At 67.2% G+C, this 26659-nt stretch carries 28 protein-coding genes; 13 read left to right on the forward strand and 15 right to left on the reverse strand.

Going from position 1 to position 26659, the window contains the following annotated elements:
• Positions 1-13: 13 nt before the first annotated feature.
• Together rfbB and ACM1PE_RS30125 are read right to left on the reverse strand one after the other, a co-directional pair.
• On the reverse strand, positions 14-1075 hold the full coding sequence (gene rfbB, locus ACM1PE_RS30120) for a dTDP-glucose 4,6-dehydratase (RefSeq protein ID WP_280015379.1): 1062 nt from the start codon (positions 1073-1075) through the stop codon (positions 14-16).
• Between the two features lie 176 nt (positions 1076-1251).
• A complete protein-coding gene (locus ACM1PE_RS30125) occupies positions 1252-1812 on the reverse strand; it encodes a cob(I)yrinic acid a,c-diamide adenosyltransferase (RefSeq protein WP_419341989.1) in 561 nt (186 codons plus the stop codon).
• Positions 1813-2013: 201 nt separating this feature from the next.
• On the opposite strand from ACM1PE_RS30125, the gene ACM1PE_RS30130 reads away from it, so the two are divergent.
• Positions 2014-2319, forward strand: coding sequence for a copper-binding protein (locus ACM1PE_RS30130; protein WP_059374168.1), 306 nt, complete (start codon positions 2014-2016; stop codon positions 2317-2319).
• A 119-nt stretch (positions 2320-2438) separates the two neighbouring features.
• On the opposite strand, the gene hslU is transcribed toward ACM1PE_RS30130, so the two are convergent.
• The 5 genes from hslU to ACM1PE_RS30155 all read right to left on the reverse strand — a co-directional run bounded on the left by hslU (position 2439) and on the right by ACM1PE_RS30155 (position 7127).
• A complete protein-coding gene (hslU, locus tag ACM1PE_RS30135; protein ID WP_059374110.1) occupies positions 2439-3773 on the reverse strand; it encodes an ATP-dependent protease ATPase subunit HslU in 1335 nt (444 codons plus the stop codon).
• Between the two features lie 73 nt (positions 3774-3846).
• Entirely contained in the window at positions 3847-4386 is a 540-nt protein-coding gene (hslV, locus tag ACM1PE_RS30140) for an ATP-dependent protease subunit HslV (RefSeq protein WP_013396837.1), read from the reverse strand.
• A 148-nt stretch (positions 4387-4534) separates the two neighbouring features.
• On the reverse strand, positions 4535-4999 hold the full coding sequence (gene dksA / locus ACM1PE_RS30145) for an RNA polymerase-binding protein DksA (RefSeq protein ID WP_006389752.1): 465 nt from the start codon (positions 4997-4999) through the stop codon (positions 4535-4537).
• 126 nt (positions 5000-5125) lie between these two features.
• Positions 5126-6232: a CobW family GTP-binding protein gene (locus ACM1PE_RS30150; protein WP_419341994.1), complete on the reverse strand. Its 1107-nt coding sequence runs from the start codon at positions 6230-6232 to the stop codon at positions 5126-5128.
• 388 nt (positions 6233-6620) lie between these two features.
• Positions 6621-7127 carry a Fur family transcriptional regulator gene (locus ACM1PE_RS30155; protein WP_419341996.1) on the reverse strand — a complete coding sequence of 169 codons (507 nt, stop codon included), beginning with the start codon at positions 7125-7127 and terminating at the stop codon, positions 6621-6623.
• Positions 7128-7290: 163 nt separating this feature from the next.
• Here ACM1PE_RS30155 and ACM1PE_RS30160 point away from each other — a divergent pair, with 163 nt between their 5' ends.
• Genes ACM1PE_RS30160 through ACM1PE_RS30185 form a run of 6 tightly spaced genes read left to right on the forward strand, consistent with a single transcriptional unit; the run spans position 7291 to position 11681 of the window.
• Positions 7291-7461: a hypothetical protein gene (locus tag ACM1PE_RS30160; protein WP_306634597.1), complete on the forward strand. Its 171-nt coding sequence runs from the start codon at positions 7291-7293 to the stop codon at positions 7459-7461.
• Positions 7458-8177, forward strand: coding sequence for a metal ABC transporter ATP-binding protein (locus ACM1PE_RS30165; protein ID WP_118933501.1), 720 nt, complete (start codon positions 7458-7460; stop codon positions 8175-8177). Before ACM1PE_RS30160 ends, ACM1PE_RS30165 begins: the two co-directional genes overlap by 4 nt.
• Entirely contained in the window at positions 8174-9040 is an 867-nt protein-coding gene (locus ACM1PE_RS30170; RefSeq protein WP_118933500.1) for a metal ABC transporter permease, read from the forward strand. The genes ACM1PE_RS30165 and ACM1PE_RS30170 overlap by 4 nt, the downstream gene beginning before the upstream one ends.
• 21 nt (positions 9041-9061) lie before the next feature.
• Positions 9062-10042: a metal ABC transporter substrate-binding protein gene (locus tag ACM1PE_RS30175; RefSeq protein WP_419342000.1), complete on the forward strand. Its 981-nt coding sequence runs from the start codon at positions 9062-9064 to the stop codon at positions 10040-10042.
• A complete protein-coding gene (locus tag ACM1PE_RS30180) occupies positions 10003-10686 on the forward strand; it encodes a DUF1007 family protein (protein WP_251878256.1) in 684 nt (227 codons plus the stop codon). Before ACM1PE_RS30175 ends, ACM1PE_RS30180 begins: the two co-directional genes overlap by 40 nt.
• Positions 10677-11681 carry a nickel/cobalt transporter gene (locus ACM1PE_RS30185; protein ID WP_306634589.1) on the forward strand — a complete coding sequence of 335 codons (1005 nt, stop codon included), beginning with the start codon at positions 10677-10679 and terminating at the stop codon, positions 11679-11681. The genes ACM1PE_RS30180 and ACM1PE_RS30185 overlap by 10 nt, the downstream gene beginning before the upstream one ends.
• 58 nt (positions 11682-11739) lie before the next feature.
• Here ACM1PE_RS30185 and xerC read toward each other — a convergent pair whose 3' ends face one another.
• Genes xerC through ACM1PE_RS30210 form a run of 5 tightly spaced genes read right to left on the reverse strand, consistent with a single transcriptional unit; the run spans position 11740 to position 16170 of the window.
• The gene (gene xerC / locus ACM1PE_RS30190) at positions 11740-12735 is read right to left on the reverse strand and encodes a tyrosine recombinase XerC (RefSeq protein ID WP_306634587.1); all 996 of its coding nucleotides are present in this window, start codon (positions 12733-12735) and stop codon (positions 11740-11742) included.
• A gap of 20 nt (positions 12736-12755) precedes the next feature.
• Complete coding sequence (locus ACM1PE_RS30195; protein WP_059374119.1) at positions 12756-13433, reverse strand: DUF484 family protein; 678 nt, start codon at positions 13431-13433, stop codon at positions 12756-12758.
• A 3-nt stretch (positions 13434-13436) separates the two neighbouring features.
• The gene (dapF, locus tag ACM1PE_RS30200; RefSeq protein WP_118933495.1) at positions 13437-14348 is read right to left on the reverse strand and encodes a diaminopimelate epimerase; all 912 of its coding nucleotides are present in this window, start codon (positions 14346-14348) and stop codon (positions 13437-13439) included.
• A 30-nt stretch (positions 14349-14378) separates the two neighbouring features.
• The gene (locus ACM1PE_RS30205) at positions 14379-15269 is read right to left on the reverse strand and encodes a lysophospholipid acyltransferase family protein (protein ID WP_251878252.1); all 891 of its coding nucleotides are present in this window, start codon (positions 15267-15269) and stop codon (positions 14379-14381) included.
• 34 nt (positions 15270-15303) lie between these two features.
• Positions 15304-16170 carry a lysophospholipid acyltransferase family protein gene (locus ACM1PE_RS30210; protein ID WP_059374122.1) on the reverse strand — a complete coding sequence of 289 codons (867 nt, stop codon included), beginning with the start codon at positions 16168-16170 and terminating at the stop codon, positions 15304-15306.
• A gap of 277 nt (positions 16171-16447) precedes the next feature.
• On the opposite strand from ACM1PE_RS30210, the gene metK reads away from it, so the two are divergent.
• On the forward strand, positions 16448-17611 hold the full coding sequence (gene metK, locus ACM1PE_RS30215; RefSeq protein ID WP_088143368.1) for a methionine adenosyltransferase: 1164 nt from the start codon (positions 16448-16450) through the stop codon (positions 17609-17611).
• A gap of 65 nt (positions 17612-17676) precedes the next feature.
• Here the strand turns inward: metK and ACM1PE_RS30220 are convergent, their stop codons facing one another.
• Positions 17677-19104: an amidase gene (locus tag ACM1PE_RS30220; protein WP_419342004.1), complete on the reverse strand. Its 1428-nt coding sequence runs from the start codon at positions 19102-19104 to the stop codon at positions 17677-17679.
• 79 nt (positions 19105-19183) lie between these two features.
• Complete coding sequence (locus tag ACM1PE_RS30225) at positions 19184-20500, reverse strand: MFS transporter (protein WP_059374124.1); 1317 nt, start codon at positions 20498-20500, stop codon at positions 19184-19186.
• Positions 20501-20581: 81 nt separating this feature from the next.
• On the opposite strand from ACM1PE_RS30225, the gene ACM1PE_RS30230 reads away from it, so the two are divergent.
• Positions 20582-21586, forward strand: coding sequence for an Lrp/AsnC family transcriptional regulator (locus ACM1PE_RS30230; RefSeq protein WP_059374125.1), 1005 nt, complete (start codon positions 20582-20584; stop codon positions 21584-21586).
• 34 nt (positions 21587-21620) lie between these two features.
• On the opposite strand, the gene ACM1PE_RS30235 is transcribed toward ACM1PE_RS30230, so the two are convergent.
• Positions 21621-22544 carry a LysR family transcriptional regulator gene (locus tag ACM1PE_RS30235; protein WP_419342008.1) on the reverse strand — a complete coding sequence of 308 codons (924 nt, stop codon included), beginning with the start codon at positions 22542-22544 and terminating at the stop codon, positions 21621-21623.
• 126 nt (positions 22545-22670) lie between these two features.
• On the opposite strand from ACM1PE_RS30235, the gene ACM1PE_RS30240 reads away from it, so the two are divergent.
• From ACM1PE_RS30240 to ACM1PE_RS30255, 4 genes are read left to right on the forward strand one after another with little or no spacing between them, the layout of a single operon-like run.
• On the forward strand, positions 22671-23648 hold the full coding sequence (locus ACM1PE_RS30240; RefSeq protein WP_306634582.1) for a tripartite tricarboxylate transporter substrate binding protein: 978 nt from the start codon (positions 22671-22673) through the stop codon (positions 23646-23648).
• Positions 23649-23684: 36 nt separating this feature from the next.
• On the forward strand, positions 23685-25106 hold the full coding sequence (leuC, locus tag ACM1PE_RS30245; RefSeq protein ID WP_118933259.1) for a 3-isopropylmalate dehydratase large subunit: 1422 nt from the start codon (positions 23685-23687) through the stop codon (positions 25104-25106).
• Positions 25103-25750, forward strand: a complete 648-nt coding sequence (gene leuD / locus ACM1PE_RS30250) for a 3-isopropylmalate dehydratase small subunit (protein ID WP_419342011.1) — start codon at positions 25103-25105, stop codon at positions 25748-25750. Before leuC ends, leuD begins: the two co-directional genes overlap by 4 nt.
• Positions 25747-26637, forward strand: a complete 891-nt coding sequence (locus ACM1PE_RS30255; protein WP_419342013.1) for an alpha/beta fold hydrolase — start codon at positions 25747-25749, stop codon at positions 26635-26637. Before leuD ends, ACM1PE_RS30255 begins: the two co-directional genes overlap by 4 nt.
• Positions 26638-26659: the final 22 nt, after the last annotated feature.

Genomic DNA, 26659 nt, shown 5'->3' on the forward strand with positions numbered 1-26659 from the left:
GAACGCCGATCCGTCAGGTTGCGTATTGCGTGCTGATCCAGTCGCGATAGGTGCCGCTGGTGATACCGGCCACCCATTGCTGGTTCTCCAAATACCACGTTACGGTTTTGCGGATGCCGGTTTCGAAGGTCTCCGCGGGTTTCCAGCCCAACTCGCGCTCAAGACGCGACGCATCGATGGCGTAGCGTTGATCGTGGCCGGGCCGGTCCTTCACGAACGTTATCTGATTCTTATAAGGCTGGCCATCAGCCCGGGGGCTGAGTTCGTCCAGCAAGGCGCAGAGGGTGCGGACGACTTCCAGGTTGGTCTTTTCGTTCCAGCCGCCCACATTATAAGTTTCGCCCAACTGTCCGGCGGCAAGGACGCGGCGTATCGCTGAGCAGTGGTCCTTCACATACAGCCAGTCACGGATCTGCTGACCGTCCCCATAGATTGGCAGCGGTTTGCCGGCGAGAGCGTTGTGGATGACCAGCGGAATCAACTTCTCGGGAAAGTGATAAGGGCCGTAATTGTTTGAGCAATTGGTGGTCAGCACCGGCAAACCGTAGGTATGGTGATAGGCACGCACCAAGTGGTCGCTGGCGGCCTTGCTGGCCGAGTACGGGCTGTTGGGTTCGTAGCGGTTGGTCTCGCTGAAGGCGGGATCGTCTTTTTCCAGGGAGCCGTAGACTTCATCGGTGGACACATGCAGGAAGCGGAACGCGGCGCGTTCATCGTCCGGCAGACCGTTCCAATATGCGCGCACGGCTTCGAGCAAGTGGAAGGTGCCCACGATGTTGGTCTGGATGAATTCACCGGGACCATGGATCGAGCGGTCGACATGCGATTCAGCGGCGAAATTCAGAACGGCGCGGGGCTTGTGTTCGGCAAGCAGGCGGCTGACCAGCTCAAAGTCTCCGATATCGCCCTGGACCAGCTTGTGAGCGGCATTGTCCTTGAGCGAAGCAAGGTTTTCGGGGTTGCCCGCGTAGGTGAGCTTGTCCAATGTCACGACGGGTTCACTGCTTTGCTGGAACCAGTCGAGTACAAAATTGGAGCCGATAAACCCTGCTCCGCCGGTAACAATGATACTCATTCTTGTCTAGTCCTTGAGCTTTGAGCGTGCATGCAAACCCGCTAATTAACCCTCAATTATGCCGCAAGTGCTTTAGCCCGACCTAAAAAATGAAACAAACCATGGGGTGAAATAGAGACGTTCCAGGTACGCCTCCAGCGATGGCCAGAATTTCATCTTGCATTTCATCTCATGAGTTACGTGGTCTTACGCGCATTGGGGCCGGCCCAGAACACATCAGCCGTTCCCCGTGCGCGATTAATGCAGCGCGCCAGGACAAAGAGCAGATCCGACAGCCGGTTCAAGTATTGCCGCACCGGCGGGTGCACCAGATCGACCCGCGCCAGTGCCACCACGGCCCGTTCGGCCCGGCGGCAGACCGTGCGCGCCACATGCGCCTGCGCCGAACCGCGCGAACCGCCGGGCAGGATGAATTCGCGCAGAGGCGGCAAGGCCGCGTTGTAGTGGGCCAGGCGCGCGTCCAGGCGGGCGATGTGCTCGTCCGTCAGGGCGGTGTGACCTGGGATGCAAAGTTCCGCGCCCATGTCGAAAAGGTCATGCTGGATGGCCAGCAGATCCGCGGATATCTCGGCGGGCAGATCCTCGGTCAGCAATACGCCGATTACGCTGTTCAGTTCGTCGACGTCGCCGATGGCCGCGATGCGCGGGGCGTCCTTGGGCGTGCGGGATCCGTCCCCCAGACCCGTGGTGCCGTCGTCTCCCGTGCGGGTGGCGATGACGGATAAGCGGTTGGCCATGGGAGCTCCTGAAATGAGTGACGAAAGGTAGGGGTTTTGCGTCCAGCCATGTATCGGGGCGGCGCGGCCCGCGTATTCCGCAATCAACTGTCAGAATTGTTGCGTCAGGGCGGGGGAACTGTTGCACGAGGGCGGTATCCTAGCACTATGGAAAGCGGGGACGCCGGTTCCGCGCTTTCCCTGCAATCGGAGGATATCTGCATGATTTTTGACCGCAAGTATGCAATGCCCATGGCCGCCGCGGCGGCGGTGGCCGTCGTCACGCTGGCCGCGCCGCTGGCGTTCGCGCAGCAGGCCGAGGCCAGCGGGGAAGTGCGGCGGGTGGATCCGGCCGGCGGCAAGGTCACGATCAAGCATGACGCCATCAAGGCGCTGGACCTGCCCGCGATGACGCTGGTCTATGAAGCCGATCCGGCGCTGCTGGCCAAGATCAAGGCGGGTGACAAGGTGCGCTTCACGGCGGTCCGCAAGGACGGCAAGTACATCGTGACCGCGATCAGCAACTAGCGTTCCGGGTAGGCGCCGCGTCCAGGCCGGGCCTGCCGCCCGGCAAAAGAAAACGCCGTCCGCAGCGCCAGGCTGCGGACGGCGTTTTGCTGGCGGCGCGCAAGGCGCGGCCGCGGGGACTACAGCACGTAGCGCGCCAGGTCCTGGCTGCTGGCGGCTTCCGCCAGTTGCGCGTTGACGTAGGCGGCGTCGATCTTGACGTTCTTGTCGCTGCTGGCGGTGGCGTCGAAGGACAGCTCGTCCAGCAGTTTCTCCATCACCGTGTACAGGCGGCGCGCGCCGATGTTCTCGGTGGTTTCGTTGACTTCGAAGGCCAGCTCCGCCAGGCGGCGCACGCCTTCTTCGGTGAACTCCAGCTGCAGGTCCTCGGTCGCCATCAGCGCCGTGTACTGCTTGGTCAGCGAGGCATCCGTGTCGGACAGGATGCGCACGAAGTCCTCGGCGGTCAGCGATTCCAGTTCGACGCGGATCGGGAAACGGCCCTGCAGTTCAGGGATCAGGTCCGAGGGGCGCGACAGGTGGAAGGCGCCGGACGCGATGAACAGGATGTGATCGGTGCGGACCATGCCGTAGCGCGTGTTGACGGTGGTGCCTTCGACCAGCGGCAGCAGGTCGCGCTGCACGCCCTGGCGCGAGACGTCCGCGCCGCCAGATTCCTGGCGGGCCGCGATCTTGTCGATTTCGTCCAGGAAGACGATGCCGTTCTGCTCGACGTTGTTGATCGCCACGGTGCGCAGGTCTTCTTCGTTTACGCGCTTGGCGGCTTCTTCGTCGACGATCAGCTTGAAGGCTTCGCGCACCTTCATCTTCTTGGGCTTCTTCTTGTCGCGCGCCATGCCGGCGAACATGCCGCGCAGCTGTTCGGCCATTTCTTCCATGCCGGGGGGCGTCATGACGTCCATCTGCGGCACGGCCTGGGCAACTTCGATCTCGATTTCGAGGTCGTCGATCTTGCCTTCGCGCAGGCGCTTGCGGAAGGTCTGGCGGGCACTGTTGTCCTCGCCGCGTTCCGGTTCGCCGGAGGCGCCGCGCGGGGGCGGCACCAGGGCGTCCAGGATGCGGTCTTCGGCGGCGTCTTCCGCTTGCGTGCGCACGCGGCGCATTTCCAGTTCGCGGGTCTGCTTGATGGAGTATTCGGTCAGGTCGCGGATGATGGTGTCGACGTCGCGGCCCACGTAGCCCACTTCGGTGAACTTGGTGGCTTCGATCTTGATGAAGGGCGCGTTGGCCAGCTTGGCCAGGCGGCGCGCGATTTCGGTCTTGCCCACGCCGGTGGGGCCGATCATGAGGATGTTCTTGGGGTGGATCTCGTGGCGCAGGGGTTCGGCGACCTGCTGGCGGCGCCAGCGGTTACGCAGCGCCACGGCCACGGCGCGCTTGGCGCGGTTCTGGCCGACGATGTACTTGTCGAGTTCGGAGACGATCTCTCCGGGCGTCATGTTGGATGCGGACATGAGGGCGGATCCTTGAAGCTAGGGCAGGCTGGGGTGGCGGCCGCGGCGCGACGGGCGCGCCGCGTGGCGGGCGTCAGTCGCCCAGCGTTTCGATGACGTGGTTCTGGTTGGTGTAGATGCAGAGGTCGCCGGCGATTTCCAGCGATTGCTTGACGACGGCTTCCGGCGAAAGCTCGGTGTTGCGCAGCAGCGCCAGGGCGGCCGACTGGGCGTAGGCGCCGCCGGAGCCGATGGCGGCCAGGCCGTGTTCCGGTTCGAGCACGTCGCCGTTGCCGGTCAGCACCAGCGTGTGCTCGGCGTCGGCCACGATCAGCATGGCTTCCAGGCGGCGCAGGACGCGGTCGGTGCGCCAGTCGCGGGTCAGTTCGACCGCGGCGCGCATCAGGTTACCCTGGTGTTTTTCCAGCTTGGCCTCGAAGCGTTCCTGCAGGGTGAACGCGTCGGCGGTGGCGCCGGCAAAGCCGGCCAGAATCTTGTCGTGGTACAGGCGGCGGATCTTGCGGGCGGTGCCCTTGATGACGATGTTGCCCAGGGTGACCTGGCCATCGCCGCCCAGTGCGACGCGGTTGCCGCGGCGCACGCACACGATGGTGGTGGCGTGAAATTGTTCCATGCGTTCCTTCCTATGAAGGGATTAGCTGGGGGCGGTTGCGGGGAAATCAAGGCAGGACGCTTGCGTCCCCTTTGCGTGCCGGCCAAAGAAAAAGGCCATGCTGGAAACCAGCATAGCCTTTCAGCGTAGGGCCTGAATACGGGACGGATCAGTCGCCGTAGAGCTTCTGGCGCATCTCGCGGCGTTCCTGCGCTTCGAGCGACAGGGTGGCCGTGGGGCGGGCCAAGAGGCGCGGGATGCCGATGGGTTCGCCGGTTTCCTCACACCAGCCGTATTCGCCGCTGTCGATGCGGGCGATGGACTGTTGCACCTTCTTCAGCAGCTTGCGCTCGCGGTCGCGGGTGCGCAGCTCCAGGGCGTGTTCTTCCTCGATCGTGGCGCGGTCGGCGGGATCGGGCACGAACTGCGTTTCGCGCAGGTGCTCGGTGGTTTCGCCGGCGTTGGCCAGGATGTCCTGCTCGAGTTGTTTGAGCCGTTCCTTGAAGAACGCCAGTTGGCGTTCGTTCATATAGTCGGACTCGGGCATGGCCAGCAATTCCTTCTCGCTGGGCAGATCAATCGCCGTATCGCTCGTCGACTTGCTTGATTTCTTGGTTGCTGCCTTGGTAGCCATGAAAACACTCCACTATGAATCGATCCTGGCGCGGGCGTTCATTCCCGGTCCGTATTACTTGTTGCCTACGCTATTCGTACCTCACAGTACTGCCTTCGTCGCATCACGTCACGTCAGGAAGGGGGATTACCCCGCCAGGCACTGCTCCAAGCCCCGGGTGAAAATCTCCTGGGGCAGCTTACGGCCGATGAAAACCATCTTGGTGGACGGTTTTTCGGCTGCGGTCCACGGCTTGCCGGGTTCGGCGCCCATCATCATGTGCACACCCTGGAACAACATGCGGCGGTTGATGCCCTTCATGTACAGGATGCCCTTGTAGCGCATCAGGTCGGGGCCATAGACCTGCACCACGCCGCCCAGGAATTCCTCAAGGCGTGCGGGATCGAACGGCTTGTTGGAACGGAACACGAACGCGCCGATTTCGTCGTCGTGCTGGTGGTGGTGATGATGGTGGGCATGATTGCAATGCGCCCCGCAGTCGCCTTCGTGATCATGGTCATGATCGTGGCCATGGTCATGTCCATGGTCGTGATCATGGGCGGCGTCGGGGTGCTCATCGGCCAGGAAATCCGGGTCGATGTCCAGAATGGAATTCAGGTTGAAGCCGCTGATGTCGATGATGGACTTCAGGTCGACTTCGCCGAAGTTGACCGGGGTGATCGGCGCACGCGGGTTCATGTGAACCAGGCGGTGGCGCAGCGCTTCGTAGTCGACTTCGTTGACCAGGTCGCGCTTGGAGATCAGGATGCGGTCGGCGAAACCGACCTGCTTCTGGGCTTCGGGTTGGGCGTCGAGGGTGGCCATGCCGTGCTTGGCGTCGACCACCGTAACCACCGCGTCCAGGCGGTAGTACTCGGCAATGTCGTCATCCATGAAGAACGTCTGGCACACGGGGCCGGGGTTGGCCATGCCGGTCGTTTCGATGATGACGCGTTCGAAAGACAGTTCGCCGGCTTCGCGCTTGGCGCGCAGTTCGCCCAGCGTGCGCATCAGGTCGCCGCGCACGGTGCAGCAGACGCAGCCGTTGGACAGCTCGATGATTTCTTCGTCGCGGTCCTGCACCAGCAGGTCGTTGTCGATGCTTTCCGGCCCGAACTCGTTTTCGATGACCGCCACGCGGCGGCCATGGTATTCGGTCAGGATGCGTTTGAGCAGGGTGGTCTTGCCCGCACCGAGAAAGCCGGTGAGGATGGTGACGGGAACCATTTTGTCCAAACTGCGCGGGGTGTTCATGGCGAAGCTGCTAGCGTGAAGTCAAGGCGTTAAACAGGAACTCTCGGCGGGGATCGCAACCCTGTCTTGCAACGCCGTCTTGCGACGTTTGGACGGGGTTTCCCAGTCTTTGCCGGAGGATGTTTGCCGCAGGCTGCGTGGGCCGCCTGCAGCGGCCGGACGCAGGATTACAGCACAGTCGGGGGCAGGGGGCAAACCCAGGGTCAACCCTGGGGCCGTAGCCATCCAGATGGCGTCCGTACGCCGTCAAGTATCGGGCGATACCACTATTTGGGGGCGGTTTGCCCGATTTCAAGAGCGCGATGCGCGCATCCGGATGAAACGTTCTGCGCGGGCTTGCGTCCGATGGCGGAGAAGTGGCGGGCGGGCTGCCTGCCGGCACTAGTTCTTAATGATGGTGGTGGCCGTGGCCGGCGTCCGCGGCGGGCTGCTTCTGCTGGCACTGGGGGCACAGCGCGCGGATTTCGGTTTCGTGCGTGGCCAGGGAATAGCCGGTCTGGGCGACTCGTTCGGCCAGTTGGCGGCTCATGGCGGGGTCGGACACTTCCGCGACCGCGCCGCAGCCCGTACAGACGACCAGCAGGTCGTGGGGCGCGCCGCCCGCGTCGTGGCAGGCGCTCCAGGCATTGACGGCGTCCAGGCGGTGGATCAGGCCCTCGTCCATCAGGAAGTCCAGGGCGCGGTACACGGTGGGGGGCGCGGCGCCCGGATGCACGGCGCGCATCGCATCCAGCAATTCATAGGCCTTCAGGCTTCGGCCGTGGCGCAGCAGCAGTTCCAGCACCTTGCGGCGGATGGGGGTAAGGCGGCGCCCGCGCTGCTCGCACAGCGCTTCGGCGACGCTGAGCTGGGCGCCGACGGTATCGCTGCGAGGGGGGCGGGACGGTGCGGACATGGCTGGCTTTATCTCTATGGAAAACGCGCGCGATGCGCGCGAGATGCCTGGAAGGTAGCAGAAAACATCCAGATGCGGGCGAACGCCGTGGAATCAAGCCGTTTGGTTATGATATAACATAATAAAACTGGCTGTAGCCGCTATTCGCCTCCGCATTCTTTCCATGTCCCATTTCACGCTTTTGCCCCGGCGGCCCGAAGCCGCGCCGCGGCAAGCTCCCCCGCCGCGTTCCGCCTTCCTGGTCTCCGCCTGGCGCCGCATGGCCGCCGCCCTGGCTGCCGCGGCCGCCTTGTGGGCCTTGACCGGGTGGGCGCTGGATTGGTGGGCGCGATGAACGCGCCGGTCACCATCGAACTGGCCGACGCGTCCTTCGGCTGGCATGGGCACGCCGCGCTCAAGTCGGTATCGGGGTGTTTCGCCGCGGGCGGCATGACCGCCGTGGTCGGTCCCAACGGCGCGGGCAAGTCCACCTTGATCAAGGGCATCATGGGCGTGCTGCGTCCCATGGCCGGCAGCGTGCGCATCGGCGGCGCGGGCCGTTCGGAGTTGGCCTGGCTGCCCCAGGCCGCCGAACTCGACCGTTCGTTCCCGGTGTCGGTGCTGGATCTGGTGGCCATGGGCGCCTGGCGCCGAGTGGGGGGATGGCGCCGGTATGCGAACCAGGAGCTCGAGCGCTGCATGGACGCGCTGGAGACCGTGGGCATGGCCGACGCGGCCGGACGCGGCGTGGACGCGCTGTCGGGCGGGCAGATGCAGCGCGCGCTGTTCGCGCGGATGCTGGTGCAGGATGCGCCCGTACTGTTGCTGGACGAACCCTTTGCCGCCGTGGACAGCCACACGGCCGACGACCTGATGGCCCTGCTTTGCGGCCTGCACGGCCAGGGCCGCACCGTGATCGCGGTGCTGCATGACCTGGATTTGGTGCGCGACCATTTCCCCGAATGCCTGCTCCTGTCCGGTTCGGTGGTGGCGTGGGGGGACACCGAGCACACGCTGAACGACGCGCATCTGAAGCGGGCGCGGCAGTGGTTGGCGGAGGCCCGCGCATGAGCCTGGCGCAATGGGTCGTGTCGCCCTTCCTGGACTATGGCTTCATGCGGCGCGCGCTGGCCGGCGCCTGCGCCCTGTCGTTGGGCGCCGCGCCGCTGGGCGTGTTCCTGGTGCTGCGGCGCATGAGCCTGATGGGCGATGCCATGTCGCACGCCATCCTGCCCGGCGTGGCGGCGGGCTTTCTGCTGGCCGGTCTGTCGCTGGGCGCGATGATGCTGGGCGGCATCGTCACCGGGCTGGCCGTGGCGCTGCTGGCAGGACTGGTGGCACGCATGACGCCGCTGCGCGAGGACGCCAGTTTTGCCGCCTTCTATTTGATATCGCTGGGGCTGGGCGTGCTGCTGGTGTCGCTGCGCGGCTCCAATATGGATCTGCTGCATGTGCTGTTCGGCACGGTGCTGGGGCTGGACGACGCGGCATTGCTGCTGGTGACGGCGACGGCCAGCGTGACTCTCTTGGCGCTGGCGGCGATCTACCGGCTGCTGGTGGCCGAATGCCTGGATCCGGGTTTCCTGCGCGCCAGCGGCGGCGGCGGGGGCTGGGTCCACATGGCTTTCCTGGTGCTGGTGGTGGTGAACCTGGTGGCGGGCTTTCAGGTGCTGGGCACGTTGATGGTGGTCGGCATCATGATGTTGCCGGCCGCCGCCGCGCGCTTCTGGGTCCGCTCCGCCGCCCGCCAGGTTCCGCTGGCTGCGGGCCTGGGCGTGGCGGCGTCCACGGCCGGTCTGCTCATTTCGTACCACTTCAACGTGCCGGCCTCGCCCGCCATCATCCTGGCGGCCGGCGCCTGCTATCTGTTTTCCATCGTAGGCGGCCCGCAAGGCGGGCTGCTGCCGGCGCGGCGCCGCATGCGCCGCGCCTGACTCATCCAAAGGAGATACGCCATGCGTTTCCATTCCCTGGCGCGCCGCCGCGCGCTGCTCGCCACGGCCGGCCTGTGCCTGTCGGCGCTGTTCGGAACCGCGCAGGCCGCCGAGCCGTTGAAGGCCGTGGCCAGCTTTTCGATCCTGGGCGATATCGTGCGGGAAGTGGGCGGCGCCGACGTCAGCGTGGCCACGCTGGTGGGGCCCGATGGGGACGCGCACGAATATGAGCCGACGCCGGGCGACGCGAAGAAGCTCGCAGCGGCGCGCGTGCTGTTCGTCAACGGTCTGGATTTCGAGACCTGGATGCCGCGCCTGGCGAAGGCGTCGGGCTTTGCCGGCGCCACCGTGGTCGCGTCCCAGGGCGTGAAGACGCGCACGTTCGCGGGCGGCGGGCATGATGATGGCCACGACCACGACCACGACCACGACCACGACCACGACCACGACCATGGTCATGGCCATCATCACAGCGGCGCCGATCCGCACGCATGGCAGAACCTGGCCAATGGCGTCATCTACGCCCGCAATGTGGCCGAAGGCCTGGCCGCTGCCGATCCCGCGCATGCCGACGCCTACCGCCAGCGCGCGCAAGCCTATATCGCGCGCCTGCAGGCGCTGGACGCGCAGGTCCGCAAGACCTTTGCCGCGATTCCGGCCGAGCGCCGCAAGATCGTGACTTTCCATGACGCCTTCGGTTATTTCGGCGATGCCTACGGCGTGGCGTTCATTCCCGTGATGGGCGTGTCGACGGATGCGGAACCCGCCGCAGGCGACGTGGCCCGCATCATCGAACAGGTCAAGCGCGAGCGTGTGCCTGCGGTATTCGTGGAGAACATCAGCAGCCCCAAGCTGGTCCAACAGATCTCCCGCGAAACCGGGGCCAAGGTGGGTGGTACGCTTTATTCCGACGCCCTGTCCAAGCCCGGACAGCCCGGCGCCACCTACCTGGAAATGTTTGAATGGAACGCACGTCAGCTCGCCGCGGCCATGCAGCCCTGACCGCGGCGGCGATGCTGCTGGCGGCGGGCGCCGCCAGCGCACACCCGCATATGTGGATCGATGCCCGCGCGGCGATCGATATCGATGGACAGCAGCGCATCACGGCGCTGCGGCAGGTCTGGCTGTTTGACGAGATGTTCGGCGCCTACGCCACGCAGGGATTGAAGAAGGGCAAGGACGGTTCGCTGTCGCCCGAGATCCTGCAGGGCATGGCGCGCGATTGGATGCAGGCGCTGGGCGAGCCGATCTCGCACTACTTCACCCGCGTCACCGTGGACGGCAAGACCTCGGCTTTCGCAGCCCCGCAAGATGCGCGCGTCGACTGGAATCCGAAGACCACGCGGCTGACGCTGTCCTTCACCTTGCCGCTGGCCACGCCCGTGGCGCCGGGTGCAGGCGGCGCGCAGGTGGACATCTACGATCCCACCTATTTCGTGGCCTACGCCTTCGATCAAAGCGGCGCGGTATCGCTGGGCGGGCAAGGCGCCAAGACCTGCACGTCCGCCTACCGCAAGCCCAAGGAACTGGATTGGAAAACCATGCAGCAATTGGCCGCGATCCCGGCCGACCCGGACGCCTTGCCGGACGAGTTATTCGCGATCACCAAGGGGTTGACGCACCGCATCGAGGTGCGATGCGAGTAGTGCTCGCGCTGCTGGCCGTGCTGCTGCTGGGCGGCGCGGCTGCGGCCGCGGCCCAGGGCGCGCATCCCTTCGGCGTGCCGGAGGGCGGAGCGAGCGTGGGCGGGCCGGGCTGGCTGGCCGGCTTCTTTGGCCAGGTGTCGGTCTGGCAAAGCCATTTCTACCGGCAGCTGACGGGCGCCGTTCGCGCCTGGCAGGCCGAGGGCGGCGCGGCCTGGGCCTTGATCGGGCTGTCTTTCGCCTACGGCGTATTCCATGCGCTGGGGCCGGGGCATGGCAAGGCGGTGATCTCTTCCTATGTGCTGGCCAACCGCCAGACCGCACGCAACGGCGCGCTGCTGGCGCTGGCGTCCGCGCTGATCCAGGCGTTGGTGGCGATCGCGCTGGTGGCGGTGCTGGCGCTGATCTTCAACGCCACCGCGGCCACGATGAACAACGCGACGCGCTGGCTGGAACTTGGTTCGTATGCGCTGGTGACCTTGTTGGGCATGTGGCTGGTGTGGATCAAGGCGATCCGTCCGCTGTTGCGGCCCCGCGCAGGGCCAGCGCCCGCGGAATCGATGCTTGATCACGGCCATGGGCATGAGCACTCTCACCATCAGCACCACGATCACGATTGCGGCTGTGGCCACGCACATGTGCCTGCGCCCGCGCAGGTGTCGGGTCCGCTGAATTGGCGCCGTGCGGGTACGGCCATCCTGGCCGTGGGCTTGCGCCCGTGCAGCGGCGCGTTGATCGTGCTGGTGTTCGCCCTGGCGCAGGGTTTCTTCCTGGCCGGCGTGGCCTCGGCCTTGGCGATGGGCTTGGGTACCGGGCTGACGGTGGCGGCGCTGGCGTGCCTCGCGGTCGCGGCGGGCGGCGCGGCTACGCGCATCGGCAGCCGCCTGTCCAGCGCCGGCGCGGCGCGCCTGCGCTACGGCGTGGAAGCGCTGGCGGCACTGGCGGTGCTGTTGCTGGGCGTGATGCTGCTGGGCGGCGTGATCGCGGGTGGCGGTTAGGAAGCGGCCGTGCGAATTCGCGCAGCCGTTTCCGCGGAACGCGCGGGGCCCGGGGCGTTCAGGATTTGCGTCCGGCCCGAGGATGCGCCTGATCGTAGGCGCGGGCCAGATGCTGGAAATCCAGCCGGGTGTAGATCTGCGTGGTCGAGATGTTGGCGTGGCCCAGCATTTCCTGCACGGCGCGCAGGTCCTGCGCGGATTGCAGTACGTGGCTGGCGAAGCTGTGGCGCAGCACGTGCGGGTGCACATGCGTGGGCACGCCGGCCTGCTGCGCGATGCGCGCCAGTTGCAGCTGCACCACGCGCGGCGAAATCCGGCGGCCGCGCGCGCCCAGGAACAGTGCGGCCGCGTCCTCGGGCTGCGCCGTGAAGGGCGCGAGCTGCGGGCGCGCCGCGATCCATTTGCGCAGGGCCGCCAGCGCGGCCTGGCCCACGGGCACCGAGCGGCGCTTGCCGCCCTTGCCCAGGACGATGACTTCGGCCTCTTCCAGGCTCAGCCAGCCGCGCGATTCGTAATTGCCGGAACGTTCATAGCGCAGGTCCAGCCCGACCAGTTCCGACAGCCGCAGGCCGCTGGAATAGAGCAGTTCGAACATGGCCTGGTCGCGCAACGCGGCCGGTTCGTTCGCCACTTGTGCGGGCGCGCGGTCCAGCAGGGCCTGGGTCTGTTCCACGGACAGGGCCTTGGGCAGGCCGCGCGGCGCCTTGGGGGCGCGCACGCCGGCCACGGGATTGCCAGCCAGTTCGATGGCCGGCGCCCACCATTGATAGAAGCCGCGCCACGCCGCCAGGGTGCGCGCCAGGCTGCGTGGCCCGCGGCCCTGGGCGTGCAGACGCGCCACGAACTGGCGGATGTGGCCGTTGCCGATCTTGTCCAGCGGCAGCTTGGCCTGCTCGGCAAGCTCGCGCAGGAAATGCAGTTCGCGGCGATAACCGTCCAGCGTGTGGGGCGAGTAGCGCCGGTTGGTTTCCAGATGGCGCAGCCAGGCGCTCATGGCGTCCGGCAGGGGAGTTTCGGGCGGGGCCGCGTCTTGCGCTTGCGTGGTTTTCGCCATGGCGTCCGCCCGTGTCGGTGCTAGGCCTTGGGCGAGGCCGGATTCAGGCGATGCAGCGCCGCCGAAGCCAGCTGGCCGATGGATTCCAGGAAGGTCGTGCCCATTTCAGGCGTGAAGCGCTCGGCGTCGTCCGAACCCAGCACCAGCAGGCCGACGGCGGGACCGTCGGCTTCCAGGCGCAGCGGCACCAGCGCCAGGGATTTGGGCTTGGCATCCAGCCAGCCGGCCGCTTCGAATTCGGTGTCGGCGCCACAGTACGGCGTCTTCAGGCTGTCGGTAAAGGTGCGTACGTCTTGCGTGACGGGTTCGCCGTAGCCGGTCGCCGGCAGTTCCGACAGATCCCACAGGCGCAGCGCCACGTGGTTCAGCTCGAACTGTTCGGCCAGTCCCAGGGCGATCTCGCCCGGCACATGCTGCGGATCGCATTCGGACAGCAGACGGCAGCACCATTTGGCCACATGCGTGCCGATGCTTTCATTGGCGGTGGCGTTGCGCACGAGTTCGTTCAGGCGCCATTCGAGTTCGCGGTTGCGCTCGCGCAGCGTCAGGATCTGGCGTTCGCCCAGCGAAATGGCGCGCGAACCGTGCGGATGCGGCACCTGCAACGTGGCGAAGACGTCTGCGTGATCGTCGAAGAAGCCAGGGTTCTCTTGCAGGAAATCAGCGACGTCCTGAGCGGTAATAGCGGTATCAGTCATGGCTTATCGGTTCAGCCCCATGGAGAAGACGAGCTTGTCGATATCGACCTGCCCCGTGAAGACGGACTCGGCTGGGCCGGTCATGCGTAATTGCTCGCCGTTCCAGGCGACGGTCAGCACGCCGCCGCGCGCTTGCACGCGCACCGGCGAGTCCAGCAGGCCGCGGCGAATGCCTGCCGCGACGGCGGCGCAGGCGCCCGTGCCGCAAGCCAGGGTTTCGCCGGCGCCGCGTTCGAACACGCGCAGGCGGATGTTGTTGCGGTCGACGATCTGCATGAAGCCGGCGTTGACGCGGCGCGGGAAGCGCGGATGGGTTTCGATCAGCGGGCCGAGCACGGCTACCGGCGCGGTGTCGACGTCGTCCACCACCTGCACGGCGTGCGGATTGGAAATCGCCACGGCGGATAGCGCGACCGTGCGCGGCAGGCCGGCGGGCGCGTCCAGTTCCAGTTCCCACAGCGTGTCCTGGCCTTCGATGCGCGAGGAGAGGCCGGCGGTGTCGAACGGAAGCGCGGCGGGCTCGAAACGCGTGCTGCCCATGTCGACGGTGACTTGTTCGTCGTCGCCTTGGTCCAGCACCAGGATGCCGGTGGCGATTTCGGCGCGCAGCGGATTGCGGTCGGACAGGCCCTGCTCATGCACGAAGCGCACGAAGCAGCGCGCGCCGTTGCCGCAGTGCTCGACCTCGCTACCGTCGGAATTGAAAATGCGGTAGCGGAAATCGGCGTCGGGCCGGGTCGCGGGCTCGACCAGGAGGATCTGGTCGGCGCCTATGCCGAAATGGCGGTCGCCCAAGGCGCGGGCGCGCTCGGGCGTCATTTCGATGGTCTGGCGGACCCCGTCGAGCACGACGAAATCGTTGCCCGCGCCATGCATTTTGGTGAAGTTCCAGTTCATCACTGGATTATCGCCCATATTGGGGCGCGAGCGGCGCGGGCCGCGGACTCAGTAGAGTTTGGGTTCGCCCGGCGGACGGGTCTTGAAGCGGCGATGGACCCAGTAGTACTGGCTGGGGCAGCGGCGCACCCAGGATTCCAGCTCGCGGTTCAGACGCGCGGTGGCGTCTTCCAGCGAGTCGGTTCCGGGGAAGTCGGCCAGCGGCGGCAGCACTTCGACGTGGTAGCGGCCGGTATCCGGGTTCCAGAAGTCCAGGATGGGCAGCACGGCGGCATCCCATTTCTTGGCCAGTTGGGCGGTGGCGAGCAATGTCGCCGCCGGCACGCCGAAGAACGGCGCGAAGGTGGCGCCCTGGCGGCCGAAGTCCATGTCCGGCAGGTAGTAGACGGGACGGCGCTCGCGCAGGTGGCGGATCAGGTCGCGCACGCCGTCCTTGCGGCTGACCAGGAACACTTCGTTGAAGCGCTTGCGGCCGGCGGCGACGATGGCGTCGACCTGAGGATCGCTTTGCGGCGTGTACATGGTGGCGCCGCTGGGCACCTCCATGGTGAGCCGCGTCGCGGCAGCGTCCAGCCCGATGAAATGGGGCGCCAGCAGGATCACCGGGCGGCCCTGGGCAGTCAGTTCGTTGATGCGGTCAGCGCCAGTTTGCGTGACCATCTCCTTGATGGCCTCGGGTGTGCCGTACCAGAGCACGCCGCGGTCGACGATGGACTGCGCCAGTGCGCGGAAGTGGTCCGCGACCCACTGTTCGCGCACGTGTTCGGGCTGGTCGGGAAAGCACAGTTCCAGATTGCGGCGCACGATGCGCGTGCGCGACTTGGCCAGCCGCGGCGCCAGCCAGCCCAGGGTTGCGCCGATGCGCTGCCGGGTCGACGGCTTGATGCGGCCGAACCATTTCATCAGGGATACCAGCGCGCGCGTTTTGAAATCAGTCATGGTGGGAAATAGGGAGCGGACGGGGCGCGGCGGTTCAGCTGGCCGAAGCAGGAGTGTCGGCGGCGGGGGCCGGCGGGGCGCCACGCGGCGTCTTGTAGCGGTTGTAGCTCCAGAGGTATTGCTCCGGACAGCGGCGGATCAGCGTTTCCATGGCGGCGTTGAGCAACGCGGCCTGCTCGGCGGCATCGGCGGGCAGCGGTTCGGGCACGCGGACATAGTGGATGCGCCAGCCCCGGCCTCCCGGCAGCCGTTCGCCAGCGGTCAGGATGATGGGCACGCCCGTTTGCGTGGCCAGCTTGCCGGGCAGCGTCATCGTGTAGGCCATGCGCCCGAAGAACGGCGCCCAGACGCCGTCGCCCACGCTGGGCGCCTGGTCGGGCAGCATGCCGACGGATTCGCCGCGGCGCAGGGCGCGCACGAATTCGCGCACGCCCTGCATGGTAGCCGGCACGGCATTGACGGCCGAGGTATTGCGCGCGGTTTCCAGCAGCGGGGCCAGGATGTCCTTGCGCGGCGGCCGGAACATGACGGTCATGGGCATCTGGCGGGCCAGGTAGCGCGCGGTGATCTCGAAGCAGCCCAGGTGCGGCGTCAGGAACAGGATGCCGCGGTTCTCGGCGCGGGCCGCGCTGACCACGTCGTTGTCGTCCGAGATCACCTGAGCCAGGCTTTGTTCATTGCGGAACCAGACGCGCGGGCTCTCCAGGATCATGGCGCCGATTTCGCCCGCCGCGCGCCGCGCGAAAGCCGGATCGGGGTAACCGGCCTGGGCCGCGTTGGCCTGCAGCCGCCGGCGGTACTTGCCCGGCCAGGCGTAGATCGCGCGCCCGGCCAGCCGCCCCACGGCGTGCGCGACGGAAAGGGGCAGGGCGGCGAATGATCTGAACAGGAAGAGCAGCATGCGGCAGAAAAATGGGACGGACAGAAAGTGCGCCTGGGGCCGGGATATATGCATACGTCCCCCAGCTTTGGCGGCAGAACCGCATTTTCGCTTAAAATAGCGCAGTCGCCGAGTTAACCGACAACTTGCGGGGCGACGGCAAGGGTACAGCGCTTTGCGCGCCTCTTGCCAAATCCGCTAAAGCGTCGCGCCCAGATTTGCGTATGTCATGCGGTCAGGGGTGCAACGCGCCTCGTGAACCTATGCGCCGGCAATGCCGGCCACCAAGGACGCATCTGTGGCCAACAACGACTTTCTCTTTACTTCCGAATCCGTCTCCGAAGGGCACCCCGACAAGGTTGCCGACCAGATCTCCGACTCGATCCTGGACGCGATCTTCACGCAGGACCCGAATGCGCGCGTCGCAGCCGAGACCCTCTGCAACACCGGTCTGGTAGTGCTGGCTGGCGAAATCACCACCACCGCCAACGTCGACTACATCCAGGTCGCGCGCGACACGATCCGCCGCATCGGTTACGACAACACCGAGTACGGCATCGACTACAAGGGCTGCGCGGTGCTGGTCGCCTACGACAAGCAGTCGCCGGACATTGCCCAGGGCGTGGACCGCAGCTCTGAAGACTATCTGAACCAGGGCGCGGGCGACCAAGGCCTGATGTTCGGCTATGCCTGCGACGAAACTCCCGATCTGATGCCCGCTCCGATCTGGTACGCGCACCGCCTGGTGCAGCGCCAGAGCGAGCTGCGCAAGGACGGCCGCCTGCCGTGGCTGCGTCCCGACGCCAAGTCGCAAGTGACGTTCCGCTACATCGACGGCCGTCCGGCTGAAGTCGACACCGTTGTGCTGTCGACCCAGCACGCACCCGAGGTTTCGCAAGAAACCATCCGCGAAGCGGTGATCGAAGACATCATCAAGCCCAGCTTCCCCGAAGGCCTGATCACGCCGCAAACGAAGTTCCTGGTCAACCCGACCGGCCGCTTCGTCATCGGCGGCCCGCAAGGCGATTGCGGCCTGACCGGCCGCAAGATCATCGTCGATACCTACGGCGGCGCTTGCCCGCACGGCGGCGGCGCGTTCTCGGGCAAGGATCCGTCCAAGGTCGACCGTTCGGCCGCCTACGCGGCCCGCTACGTGGCCAAGAACATCGTGGCCGCCGGCCTGGCGCGCCAGTGCCAGGTGCAGGTCAGCTACGCCATCGGCGTGGCCGAGCCCATCAACATCACCGTCTACACGGAAGGCACGGGCGTCATCCCCGACGACCAGATCGCCAAGCTGGTGCGCGAGCACTTCGACCTGCGTCCGAAGGGCATCGTCAACATGCTGGACCTGCTGCGTCCGATCTACGCCAAGACCGCCGCCTATGGCCACTTCGGCCGTTCCGAGCCGGAATTCTCGTGGGAAGCCACGGACAAGGTCCAGGCGCTGAAGAAGGGCGCATAAGCCTTCCCGGCGCTTGAACAAGAAAGCCCCCGCAGTGCGGGGGCTTTTTCATTGCGGCAGCGACCTTACAGCCCCCAGCCTGACAAATCCGGCCGGCGCAGCGCCGGCGCCAGCACCGGCTCCAGCGCCGCGGCGCAATCCAGCATTGCGGCGTCGCCACCTGCCGGCGCTAGCAACTGCACCGCCATGGGCATGCCTTCGGCATCGAAGCCCACAGGCAGCGAGATGGCGGCCGCGCCCAGGAAGTTGGCGGGGCGCAGCAGCTTGCCCAACCCGGCGTGGCGCGTATCGTCGGCGTCCAGCGCTTGCGCGGCCTGGTCGCAGGCGGGCATCAGCAGGGCGTCCAGGCCTTGCATGGCTTGCGCGAATGCGGCCATGTCGGCGGCGCGGCGTTGCAGCGCGGCTTCATAGTCGGCCTGCGCGATGCGGCCGCCGGCCGCGATGCGCTTGCGCACCACGTCCCACAGCGGCGTGGCCGGGTCTTCGGCCAACGCGCCGTAGTAGCGGTAGGCCTCGTAGGCCAGCACCACGGAGTTGTCGTCGGCCATGCGGGCAAAGGACAGCGCCGCGGGCGGATGCCAGGGCGTGGGCGTGTAGCCGGCGCGCGCCAGGTTTTCCTCTGCCTCGCGCCAGGCGCGCAGGCCGGCCTCGGCCAAGGGGGCGGGCCAGGCCTCGGGCGCCAGCACGGCCACCGGACCCGGGCCGCGCGCGGCGGGCTGGCGCAAGGCGGCGATGGCGCTTGCGGGAAAGCCCCGCGTGGCCGCGTCGCCGATGTCGGGGCCGGCCAGCAGTTGGGTCAGCAGGCGGGCGTCGGCCACGGTGCGCGTGATCGGACCCAGCACGTCCAGCGTATCCGACAAGGGCAGACAGCCGGTGCGGCTGATGACGCCGGTGGACGGCTTGTAGCCCACCAGGCCGTTGAGCGCCGCCGGCGCGCGCACCGAGCCGCCGGTGTCGCCGCCCAGCGCCAGCGGCGCCAGGCCGGCGGCCACGGCCACGCCCGCGCCGCTGGACGAGCCGCCCGGCGCGCGCGCGGTCTGCGCGTCCCAGGGATTGCGCGCGGTGCCTTGGGTGGGGTTCTGGCCCGACAGGCCGAAGGCGAATTCGGTCATGCGGGTCTTGCCCAGCACCACCATGCCTTGCGCGGCCAGCTGTTGCAGCGGGGCCGCCGTGACGTCGCTGATCCGGCCCTGCAGGGCGAGCGAACCCAGACAGACGCTGACGCCCTCCCATTGCACGCTGTCCTTCACCGCCACGGGCACGCCGTGCAGGGGACCCAGCAGAGTGCCCGCGGCCAGCAGGCGGTCGGCGGCGTCGGCCTGGGCCAGCGCGCGCTCGGCCGTGACTTCGCTGTAGGCGGCCAGCGCGGGGGCGCGCTCGATGCGGTCCAGGAAGTGGGTGGTGACCTGGCGCGAACTCAGTTCGCGCCGGCGGATGGCGCCGGCCAGGGCTTGGGCGTCTTGGAAGTGCAGGGCGGTGTCTAGTGCTGGCATGGGTCTCATCGGAAAAGAAAAAGCTTTCCGGTCCCGCGGGAACCGGAAAGCGCTGGTGCGTGACGTTCGTTCTCTCTGCTTACTTCAGGCTCTGGCCCTTGGTTTCCGGCATGCGGATGAAGGTGATCAGGGTGATCACGGCGCCCGCCAGCACGTAGTAGAAGAACCAGCGCTCCATGCCCTTGCTCTGCAGCCAGGTCAGCAGATAGGGCGTGGTGCCACCCAGCAAGGCGACGACCAGGTTGTACGGCGTACCGATGCCGACGGCGCGCACGCTGGTGGGGAACTGTTCGGACATGATGGCCGGCGCGATCGAGGTGTACATGGCATACAGCACCAGGCCGAACAGCTCCACCGCCAGGATCGAACCGAACGAGGGACCCAGCGTGGTCATCAGCGGGTAGAAGAACACCAGGTAGCCGGCGGCGAAGAAGATCAGCTGCGGCTTGCGGCCGATGCGGTCGGACAGGATGCCGAAAAGCGGCTGCACCAGCATGAATACGATCAGCGCGACGGTGTTTGCGGCGAACGCGGTCTTCGGGTCGGCATGCACCTGGCGGATGGCGTAGGTGGGTACGTAGGCCACGAAGATGTAGAACGCGAACGTGGTCAGGATGGAAAAGCCCACGATGCGCAGCACTTCACGCGGGTGGTCGCGCAGCAGGGTGCGCAGCGGCTGCTTTTCGACGCCGGCCTTCTTGGCGTGCGAGAACGCTTCGGTTTCCGGGATGGAGCGGCGGATCCACATACCGGCCAGGCCGCCCAAGGCGCCCAGGAAGAACGGGATGCGCCAACCCCATGCGGCCATCTCGGCCTTGGTCAAGGTCGAGGTCAGCACCCAGCCGATGGCCGAGGCGGCCAGGATGCCCACGGCGGCGCTGAAGAACACGAAGCTGGAGTAAAAGCCGCGCTTGTTGGGCGGCGCCATTTCCGCCAGGAAGGTCGTGGCCGAGGCATACTCTCCGCCCAGCGACAGGCCTTGCAAGAGGCGCGCAGCGGTCAGCAGCAGCGGAGCGGCCAGGCCGATGGAGGCGTAGGTGGGGGTGACGGCGATGATCAGCGAGCCGCCGGCCATCATCAGGATGGTCAGGCCCAGCGCGGCCTTGCGGCCGTAGCGGTCGGAGAAGATGCCCAGCAGCCAGCCGCCCACCGGGCGCATGAAGAAGCCCACGGCGAAAATGCCGAAGGTCGCCAGCAGGGCCGTGGTTTCGTTGCCCTCGGGGAAGAACTGGCTGGAGAAGAAGATGGCGAAGGACGCGTAGATGGTCCAGTCGAACCATTCGACGGCATTGCCTACACTACCGGCCAGAATGGTGCGCGAGCGGGAGACGGGCGCGGTGCCGGCCGAGGCGGCTGCCCCCTGCGGCTTGCGCAGGGGCGCTGAAGTGCTGCTCATGAAAACCTCAAATAAGAATTTATTTTTGGTCAAAAAGACCGTTTAATTTTGTGTTTTTATCAATGCGCGAACGTTAAATTAATGAATATGGACACGTCAAGTAAGGGTAAGCCCCTAGCTCCGGGGCTGGACGACACCGATCTCGCCTGTCTCATCGCGCTGCAGGCGGACCCCCGCGCATCCTGGCGCGAGCTGGGCGCCGCCACCGGCATCCCCGAGCGCACCGTCGCGCGGCGCATCAAGCGCCTGATGGATGCCGACGCCCTGCGTGTCATCGCCGAACCCGATCCCTTGGCTACCGGCCGTGGCGTGGTGCTGCACGCCTGGGTGCGCTGCCGGTCGGGCCGCGTGCCAGAGGTGGCGGACCAGCTGGCGCGGCTGGACCTGAGCCAGCTGGTGGTCACGCTGGCCGGTTCGGCCGATCTGATGGCCGAGCTGACGCTGGCGGACGCCGCCGACATGCCGGACGTGGTGACGCGCGTGCTGCCGTCCATCGACGGGGTGGAGCACGTGGAGGCGCGGCTGGTGCTGCGGCCGTTCCGCCGCGCCGGCCAGTGGCGTATCCAGGCCCAACCCGATGGGGCGGCGGCCGAGCCCGCCGCGGCGCAGCCGCCCGCGGCATTGACGGACGCTGAACAGCGCATGGTGGCCTACCTGATGCGCGACGGCCGCGCCAGCCTGGCGGAACTGGCCGAGCATGCCGGCGTCAGCGAGCCCACCGCGCAGCGTCTCTTGCACAACATGGTGGAGCGCCGTGCGCTGAGTTTCCGCGTGGAAGTGGAGCCGGCGTTGGTCGGCTTTCCGGTGGAGGCGGTGATTTCGGTGCAGGTGCGCCCGCAAGCCGTGGACGCGCTGGCCGCGCATCTGGCGCTGGACCCCAACACCCGCTGCCTGTTCGGCACCAGCGGCGCGTCGCAGCTGTTCTGGCACGTGCTGTGCCGCGACAGCCTGCATCTGTGGGATGTCGTGACGCGCCGCCTGGGCGAGCTGGACGGCGTGTTGAACAGCGAAGTCGGCGTGGTGATGCGGGCGCACAAGCGTTGCGGCATCGTGCGCGCCGGCGGGCGGCTGGGGGCGGACGCGTAGCTTCGCGGCCGCGCCGGAGCGGGACGCGACCGGTTCACCAGACCGCGTCGTCCGAACCTGGTGCGCGCAGATGCCGGGCAAAGCGCTGCGACAGGAACTCCACGAAGGCGATTGTCTTGGCCGGCAGGTTCAGGCGTTCGGGATACAGCGCATGGATGTCCGCGGGCGGCGTGCGCCAGTCGGCCAGCACCGCGCGCAGACGGCCGGCGCGCAGATGCTCGGCCGTTTCCCATTCCGAACGCATGACGATGCCGTGGCCGTCCAGCGCCCATTCCAGGGCGCTTTGCCCATCGTTGGAGCTGAGCGGGCCGCGCACTTTCACGGTCTCCGCGCGCTGGCCCGATTCCAGCCGCCAGGTGCCATAGGCCACGTCGTTCTCGCGTACCACGATGCAGCGGTGACGTTGCAGGTCGCCCGGCGCGCGCGGCTCGCCATGGATTTCCAGGTAGCGCGGCGACGTGCACAGCAGCCGCCGGTTGGAGGCGATCTTGCGCGCGGTCAGGCGCGCATCGGGCAGGTCGCCAAAGCGCACCGCCACGTCGAAGCCTTCTTCGATCAGGTTCAGCGGCCTGTCGGTCAGGCGCATCTGGACTTCCACTTCCGGGTACTGGCGGGCGAAGTCCGACACCGCGGGCACGATGTGGGCGCGGCCAAAGCCGAATGTGGCATTCAGCCGCAGCAGCCCCTGGGGACGGGCGCGGGCGCTCGATACGGAACGTTCCAGCGCTTCCAGGTCCGTCAGGATGCGTGCGCCTTCTGCCAGATAAAGCTCGCCTTCCTGCGTGACGCTGACCCGACGGGTGGTGCGGTTCAGCAGCCGCACACCCAGGCGCTGCTCCAGCTTGGCCAGGCGCGTACTGACCGCGGGCGGGGTCAGGCCCAGTTCGCGGGCGGCGGCGGACAGGTTGCCGTGCTTGACCACCAGCGAGAAGAAGGCGAGATCGGAAAGGGCGTCCATGCGCTTATTTATAAACTTAATTTAATAAAGCTTTATCTGGAGAAGTAATTATAAGAACCGGACCGGCTTATACACTGGCCTCACCACTAAAGAGCCGCCTGGCGCGGCCAACCGAGGAGACCAGGAATGAAGATCAACAAAGCTGCCGGCGTTCTATGCGCGGCCATTGCCGCATCCTGTTGGACCCAGCCAGCCGCCGCCGACGCCTTTCCCCAGCGCGCCGTGACGCTCATCGTGCCGTTCGCGCCCGGCGGCAGCGTGGACATCGCCGCACGCCTGATTTCGGATGCCTGGGGCCGCGCCCTGGGGCAGAGTGTGGTGGTGGAGAACCGCGCCGGCGCTTCCGGCAACATCGGCATGGCCGCGGTGGCGCGCGCCGAGCCCAACGGCTACACGCTGGCCGTCAACACCATGTCGCTGGCGATCAACCCGGCGTTGTTCCAGAACATGCCGTTCGACACGACCAAGGACCTGCGTTCGGTCGGCACGATAGGGACGTCGCAGCACGTGCTGACGGTGACCAACCAGTTGCCCGTGGCCAATGTGAGCGAGTTGCTGGCCTATGTGCGCGCGCGGCCCGCCAACGACCTGAGCTTCGGTTCGGCAGGCACGGGCAGCACCTTCCACATGGCCGCGGAACTGTTCAAGTCGGTGTCCAAGACCCAGATCCTGCACGTGCCTTACAAGGGCGGCGGCCCCGCCATGGTGGACACCATCAGCGGCCAGGTGCAGATGAGCTTTCCGGTGCTGTCCGCCGCCAAGCCGCAGGTCGACGGCAAGAAGCTCAAGGCGCTGGGCGTGACCGGCACCACGCGTTCGCCGCTCTTGCCCGACGTGCCCACCATCGCCGAGTCCGGGCTGCCCGGCTACGAGTTCAACACCTGGTTCGTCATCAGCGCGCCCGCGGGCACGCCGCAAGCCGTGATCGACACGCTGAACGCCAAGCTCGAACAGGCCTTGCGTTCGCCCGAGCTGGCGCAGCGCATGGGCCGCGAAGGCTTCGATCCGCTGATTTCCACGCCCGCCAAGACCGACGCGATGGTGGCCGCCGAGATGACGCGTTGGGCCGGCATCGTCAAGGACGCCGGCATCCAGGCCAACTGATCGGGCCGCAAGACCCAACTACGAAGGACGCAAGACATGCCCGGCAAGACGCTGTACGACAAACTGGTGGCCAGCCATGAGGTGGCCCGGATCGACGATGAGCACATCCTGCTTTACGTCGACCTGCACATCATGAACGAATACACCAGCCCGCAGGCCTTCAGCGGCCTGGCCGCACGCGGGCGCGGCGTGCTGCGTCCCGGGCAGCAGATGGCGGTGGTGGACCACATCATCCCCACGCATCCGGTGCCGGCGGCGCTGCGCGTGATCGCCGACGACGCCTCGTCGCGCCAGGCGCTCAACCTCAAGCGCAACTGCGACGCGCAGGGCATCGCGTTGTTCGACACCACCGATCCGCTGCAAGGGATCGAGCACGTGATCGCGCCTGAGCATGGCATGGTGCTGCCGGGCATGGTGGTGCTGTGCGGCGACAGCCACACCACCACCTACGGCGCGCTGGGCGCGCTGGGCTTCGGCATCGGCACGTCCGAGGTCGAACACATATTGGCCACGCAGACGCTGGCGTACCGGGTGGCGCGCAACATGCGCATCCGCGTCGACGGCGCGCTGCCGGCCGGTGTCACCGCCAAGGACCTGGTGATCTGCGTCGTGCACCGCATCGGCGCGCAAGGCGCGCGCGGGCATGCGGTGGAGTTCTGCGGCGAGGCCATCGCCGCGCTGTCCGCCGAGGCCCGCATGACCTTGTGCAACATGACGGTGGAAGCCGGCGCCCGCGCCGCGCTGATCGCGCCGGACGCCACCACCGAGGCCTACATCGCCGCGCATGCGCCCGAACTGCAAGGCGAGGCGCTGGCGCAGGCGCGCGCCCATTGGGCCACGCTGCGCTCGGACGAGGACGCCGCGTTCGACGCCGAGCACGTGCTGGATGCCGCCGCGATCGCGCCCTTCGTCACCTGGGGCACCAGCCCGGACCAGGCCATGCCGGTGGACGGCGTGGTGCCGGACCCGCAGGCCGAGCCCGACGCGCTGGCCCGCCTGGCGCTGGAGAAGGCCATGGACTACATCGGCCTCGCGCCGGGCACGCCGATAGCCGGCGTGCCGATAGACCGCGTGTTCATCGGCTCCTGCACCAACGGACGCATCGAGGATCTGCGCGCGGCGGCAGCCGTGTTGCGCGGCCGCAAGGTGGCGGCCGGCGTGCGGGCCATGGTGGTGCCCGGATCGGGCGCGGTGCGCGCGCAGGCCGAGGCCGAGGGCATCGCGGCGCAACTGATCGAGGCCGGCTTCGAATGGCGCCAGCCCGGCTGTTCCATGTGCCTGGCCATGAATGACGACGTGCTCAGCCCGGGCGAGCGCTGCGCCTCCACCACCAACCGCAATTTCGAAGGCCGGCAGGGGCGCGCGGGCCGCACGCACCTGATGTCTCCGGCCATGGCCGCCGCCGCCGCGCTGGCCGGCCGCATCGTCGACGTCCGCGTCTGGGAGCAACACGCATGACCGCAATCATCGAGGGCGTCGCCGCGCCGCTGCCTTTTTCCAATCTGGACACCGACCAGATCATGCCCAAGCAGTTCCTGCGCATCATCGACAAGGCAGGGCTGGACCGTGGCCTGCTGCATGACCTGCGCTTTGACGCGGGCGGCGCGCCCAGGCCCGATTTCGTGTTGAACCAGCCCGCCTACGCCGGCGCGTCCATCGTGGTGGCGGGGCCGAACTTCGGCTGCGGCTCCAGCCGCGAGCATGCGGTGTGGGGCTTGCAGCAGTTCGGCATCCGCGCGGTGATCGCGCCCAGCTTCGGCGAGATCTTCTACTTCAATGCGGTGAACAACGGCCTGCTGCTGATCAGCCTGGCGCCGGCCGAGATCGACGCCTTGCTTGCCAGGGTGTCCAATACGGCCTCCAACCGCGTCGGCATCGATGTGGCGGCCGGGCGCGTCACCGCCATGGACGGCTGGACGGCGGCGTTCACGCTGCCTGAACGGCACCGCCGCATGTACGCGCAGGGGCAGGACATGGTGGGCGCATCATTGCAGCGGCTGGACGAGGTGGAACGTTTCGAGGCCGGCCATTGGGCGCGGCATCCCTGGATGAAAGATCTGGCGCGCCGTGTGCGCGACCGCCTGAACCAAGAGGCCATATGACCGCATTCTTCGACCTGCCCGTGCGCCGCATCGCGGCCAACGGCATCGACATCGCAGCCCGCGTCGACGGCGCTGGCCCGCCGCTGCTGCTGCTGCATGGCCATCCCCAGACGCACGCCATCTGGCACCGCGTCTGGCCGGAACTGACGCGCCACCGCACGTGCGTGGCGGCGGACCTGCGCGGCTACGGCGATAGCGACAAGCCGGCCGCGTCGCCGGACCACGCGGCCTATTCCAAGCGGGCGATGGCGGCCGACATGATCGATTTGATGCGCGCCTTGGGCCACCAGCGCTTCGAGGTGCTGGCGCATGACCGCGGCGCGCGCGTGGCGCACCGGCTGGCGCTGGACCATCCCGCCGCCGTCAGCCGCATGATGCTGCTGGACATCGCGCCCACGCTGGACATGTACGAAGGCACCACGCGCGCCTTCGCTCAGGCCTATTACCACTGGTTCTGGCTGATCCAGCCGGCGCCGCTGCCCGAAACCATGATCGAGCGCGACCCGGTGTTCTACCTGCGTTCCGTGATGGGCGGGCGGCCCGGCGGGCTGGCGCACTTTTCCATCGAGGCCATGGCCGAGTACGAACGCGCGGCGCAACTGCCCGGCTGGGCCACGGGCATCTGCGAGGACTACCGCGCTTCCGCCACGCTGGACCTGGAGCACGACCGCGCCGGCCGGGAGGCCGGCGAACGCCTGAGCCTGCCATTGCGTGCGCTGTGGGGCGAGCGCGGCGCCGTGGGCCGCAACTTCGACGTGCTGGCGCTATGGCGCGCGATCGCGGACGAGGTATCCGGCGGTCCGTTGCCGGGCGCGCACTATCTGGCGGAAGAATGTCCGGACGCGCTGCTGGCGCAGGCCAGGGAGTTTTTCGGCTGGCGCGAATAGAGGGCTGCCCGCGTGTAGCACC

It is taken from the genome of Achromobacter sp. PD1 (assembly GCF_048541815.1).
In the GTDB taxonomy this organism is placed as follows: Bacteria; Pseudomonadota; Gammaproteobacteria; order Burkholderiales; family Burkholderiaceae_B; genus Achromobacter; species Achromobacter bronchisepticus_A.

Coding starts and splice junctions, on each gene's coding strand:
- rfbB (WP_280015379.1), bottom strand. CDS start 1,075: ATGAGTATCATTGTTACCGGCGGAGCAGGGTTTATCGGCTCCAATTTT.
- ACM1PE_RS30125 (WP_419341989.1), bottom strand. CDS start 1,812: ATGGCCAACCGCTTATCCGTCATCGCCACCCGCACGGGAGACGACGGC.
- ACM1PE_RS30130 (WP_059374168.1), top strand. CDS start 2,014: ATGATTTTTGACCGCAAGTATGCAATGCCCATGGCCGCCGCGGCGGCG.
- hslU (WP_059374110.1), bottom strand. CDS start 3,773: ATGTCCGCATCCAACATGACGCCCGGAGAGATCGTCTCCGAACTCGAC.
- hslV (WP_013396837.1), bottom strand. CDS start 4,386: ATGGAACAATTTCACGCCACCACCATCGTGTGCGTGCGCCGCGGCAAC.
- dksA (WP_006389752.1), bottom strand. CDS start 4,999: ATGGCTACCAAGGCAGCAACCAAGAAATCAAGCAAGTCGACGAGCGAT.
- ACM1PE_RS30150 (WP_419341994.1), bottom strand. CDS start 6,232: ATGAACACCCCGCGCAGTTTGGACAAAATGGTTCCCGTCACCATCCTC.
- ACM1PE_RS30155 (WP_419341996.1), bottom strand. CDS start 7,127: ATGTCCGCACCGTCCCGCCCCCCTCGCAGCGATACCGTCGGCGCCCAG.
- ACM1PE_RS30160 (WP_306634597.1), top strand. CDS start 7,291: ATGTCCCATTTCACGCTTTTGCCCCGGCGGCCCGAAGCCGCGCCGCGG.
- ACM1PE_RS30165 (WP_118933501.1), top strand. CDS start 7,458: ATGAACGCGCCGGTCACCATCGAACTGGCCGACGCGTCCTTCGGCTGG.
- ACM1PE_RS30170 (WP_118933500.1), top strand. CDS start 8,174: ATGAGCCTGGCGCAATGGGTCGTGTCGCCCTTCCTGGACTATGGCTTC.
- ACM1PE_RS30175 (WP_419342000.1), top strand. CDS start 9,062: ATGCGTTTCCATTCCCTGGCGCGCCGCCGCGCGCTGCTCGCCACGGCC.
- ACM1PE_RS30180 (WP_251878256.1), top strand. CDS start 10,003: ATGGAACGCACGTCAGCTCGCCGCGGCCATGCAGCCCTGACCGCGGCG.
- ACM1PE_RS30185 (WP_306634589.1), top strand. CDS start 10,677: ATGCGAGTAGTGCTCGCGCTGCTGGCCGTGCTGCTGCTGGGCGGCGCG.
- xerC (WP_306634587.1), bottom strand. CDS start 12,735: ATGGCGAAAACCACGCAAGCGCAAGACGCGGCCCCGCCCGAAACTCCC.
- ACM1PE_RS30195 (WP_059374119.1), bottom strand. CDS start 13,433: ATGACTGATACCGCTATTACCGCTCAGGACGTCGCTGATTTCCTGCAA.
- dapF (WP_118933495.1), bottom strand. CDS start 14,348: ATGGGCGATAATCCAGTGATGAACTGGAACTTCACCAAAATGCATGGC.
- ACM1PE_RS30205 (WP_251878252.1), bottom strand. CDS start 15,269: ATGACTGATTTCAAAACGCGCGCGCTGGTATCCCTGATGAAATGGTTC.
- ACM1PE_RS30210 (WP_059374122.1), bottom strand. CDS start 16,170: ATGCTGCTCTTCCTGTTCAGATCATTCGCCGCCCTGCCCCTTTCCGTC.
- ACM1PE_RS30220 (WP_419342004.1), bottom strand. CDS start 19,104: ATGCCAGCACTAGACACCGCCCTGCACTTCCAAGACGCCCAAGCCCTG.
- ACM1PE_RS30225 (WP_059374124.1), bottom strand. CDS start 20,500: ATGAGCAGCACTTCAGCGCCCCTGCGCAAGCCGCAGGGGGCAGCCGCC.
- ACM1PE_RS30230 (WP_059374125.1), top strand. CDS start 20,582: ATGAATATGGACACGTCAAGTAAGGGTAAGCCCCTAGCTCCGGGGCTG.
- ACM1PE_RS30235 (WP_419342008.1), bottom strand. CDS start 22,544: ATGGACGCCCTTTCCGATCTCGCCTTCTTCTCGCTGGTGGTCAAGCAC.
- ACM1PE_RS30240 (WP_306634582.1), top strand. CDS start 22,671: ATGAAGATCAACAAAGCTGCCGGCGTTCTATGCGCGGCCATTGCCGCA.
- leuC (WP_118933259.1), top strand. CDS start 23,685: ATGCCCGGCAAGACGCTGTACGACAAACTGGTGGCCAGCCATGAGGTG.
- leuD (WP_419342011.1), top strand. CDS start 25,103: ATGACCGCAATCATCGAGGGCGTCGCCGCGCCGCTGCCTTTTTCCAAT.
- ACM1PE_RS30255 (WP_419342013.1), top strand. CDS start 25,747: ATGACCGCATTCTTCGACCTGCCCGTGCGCCGCATCGCGGCCAACGGC.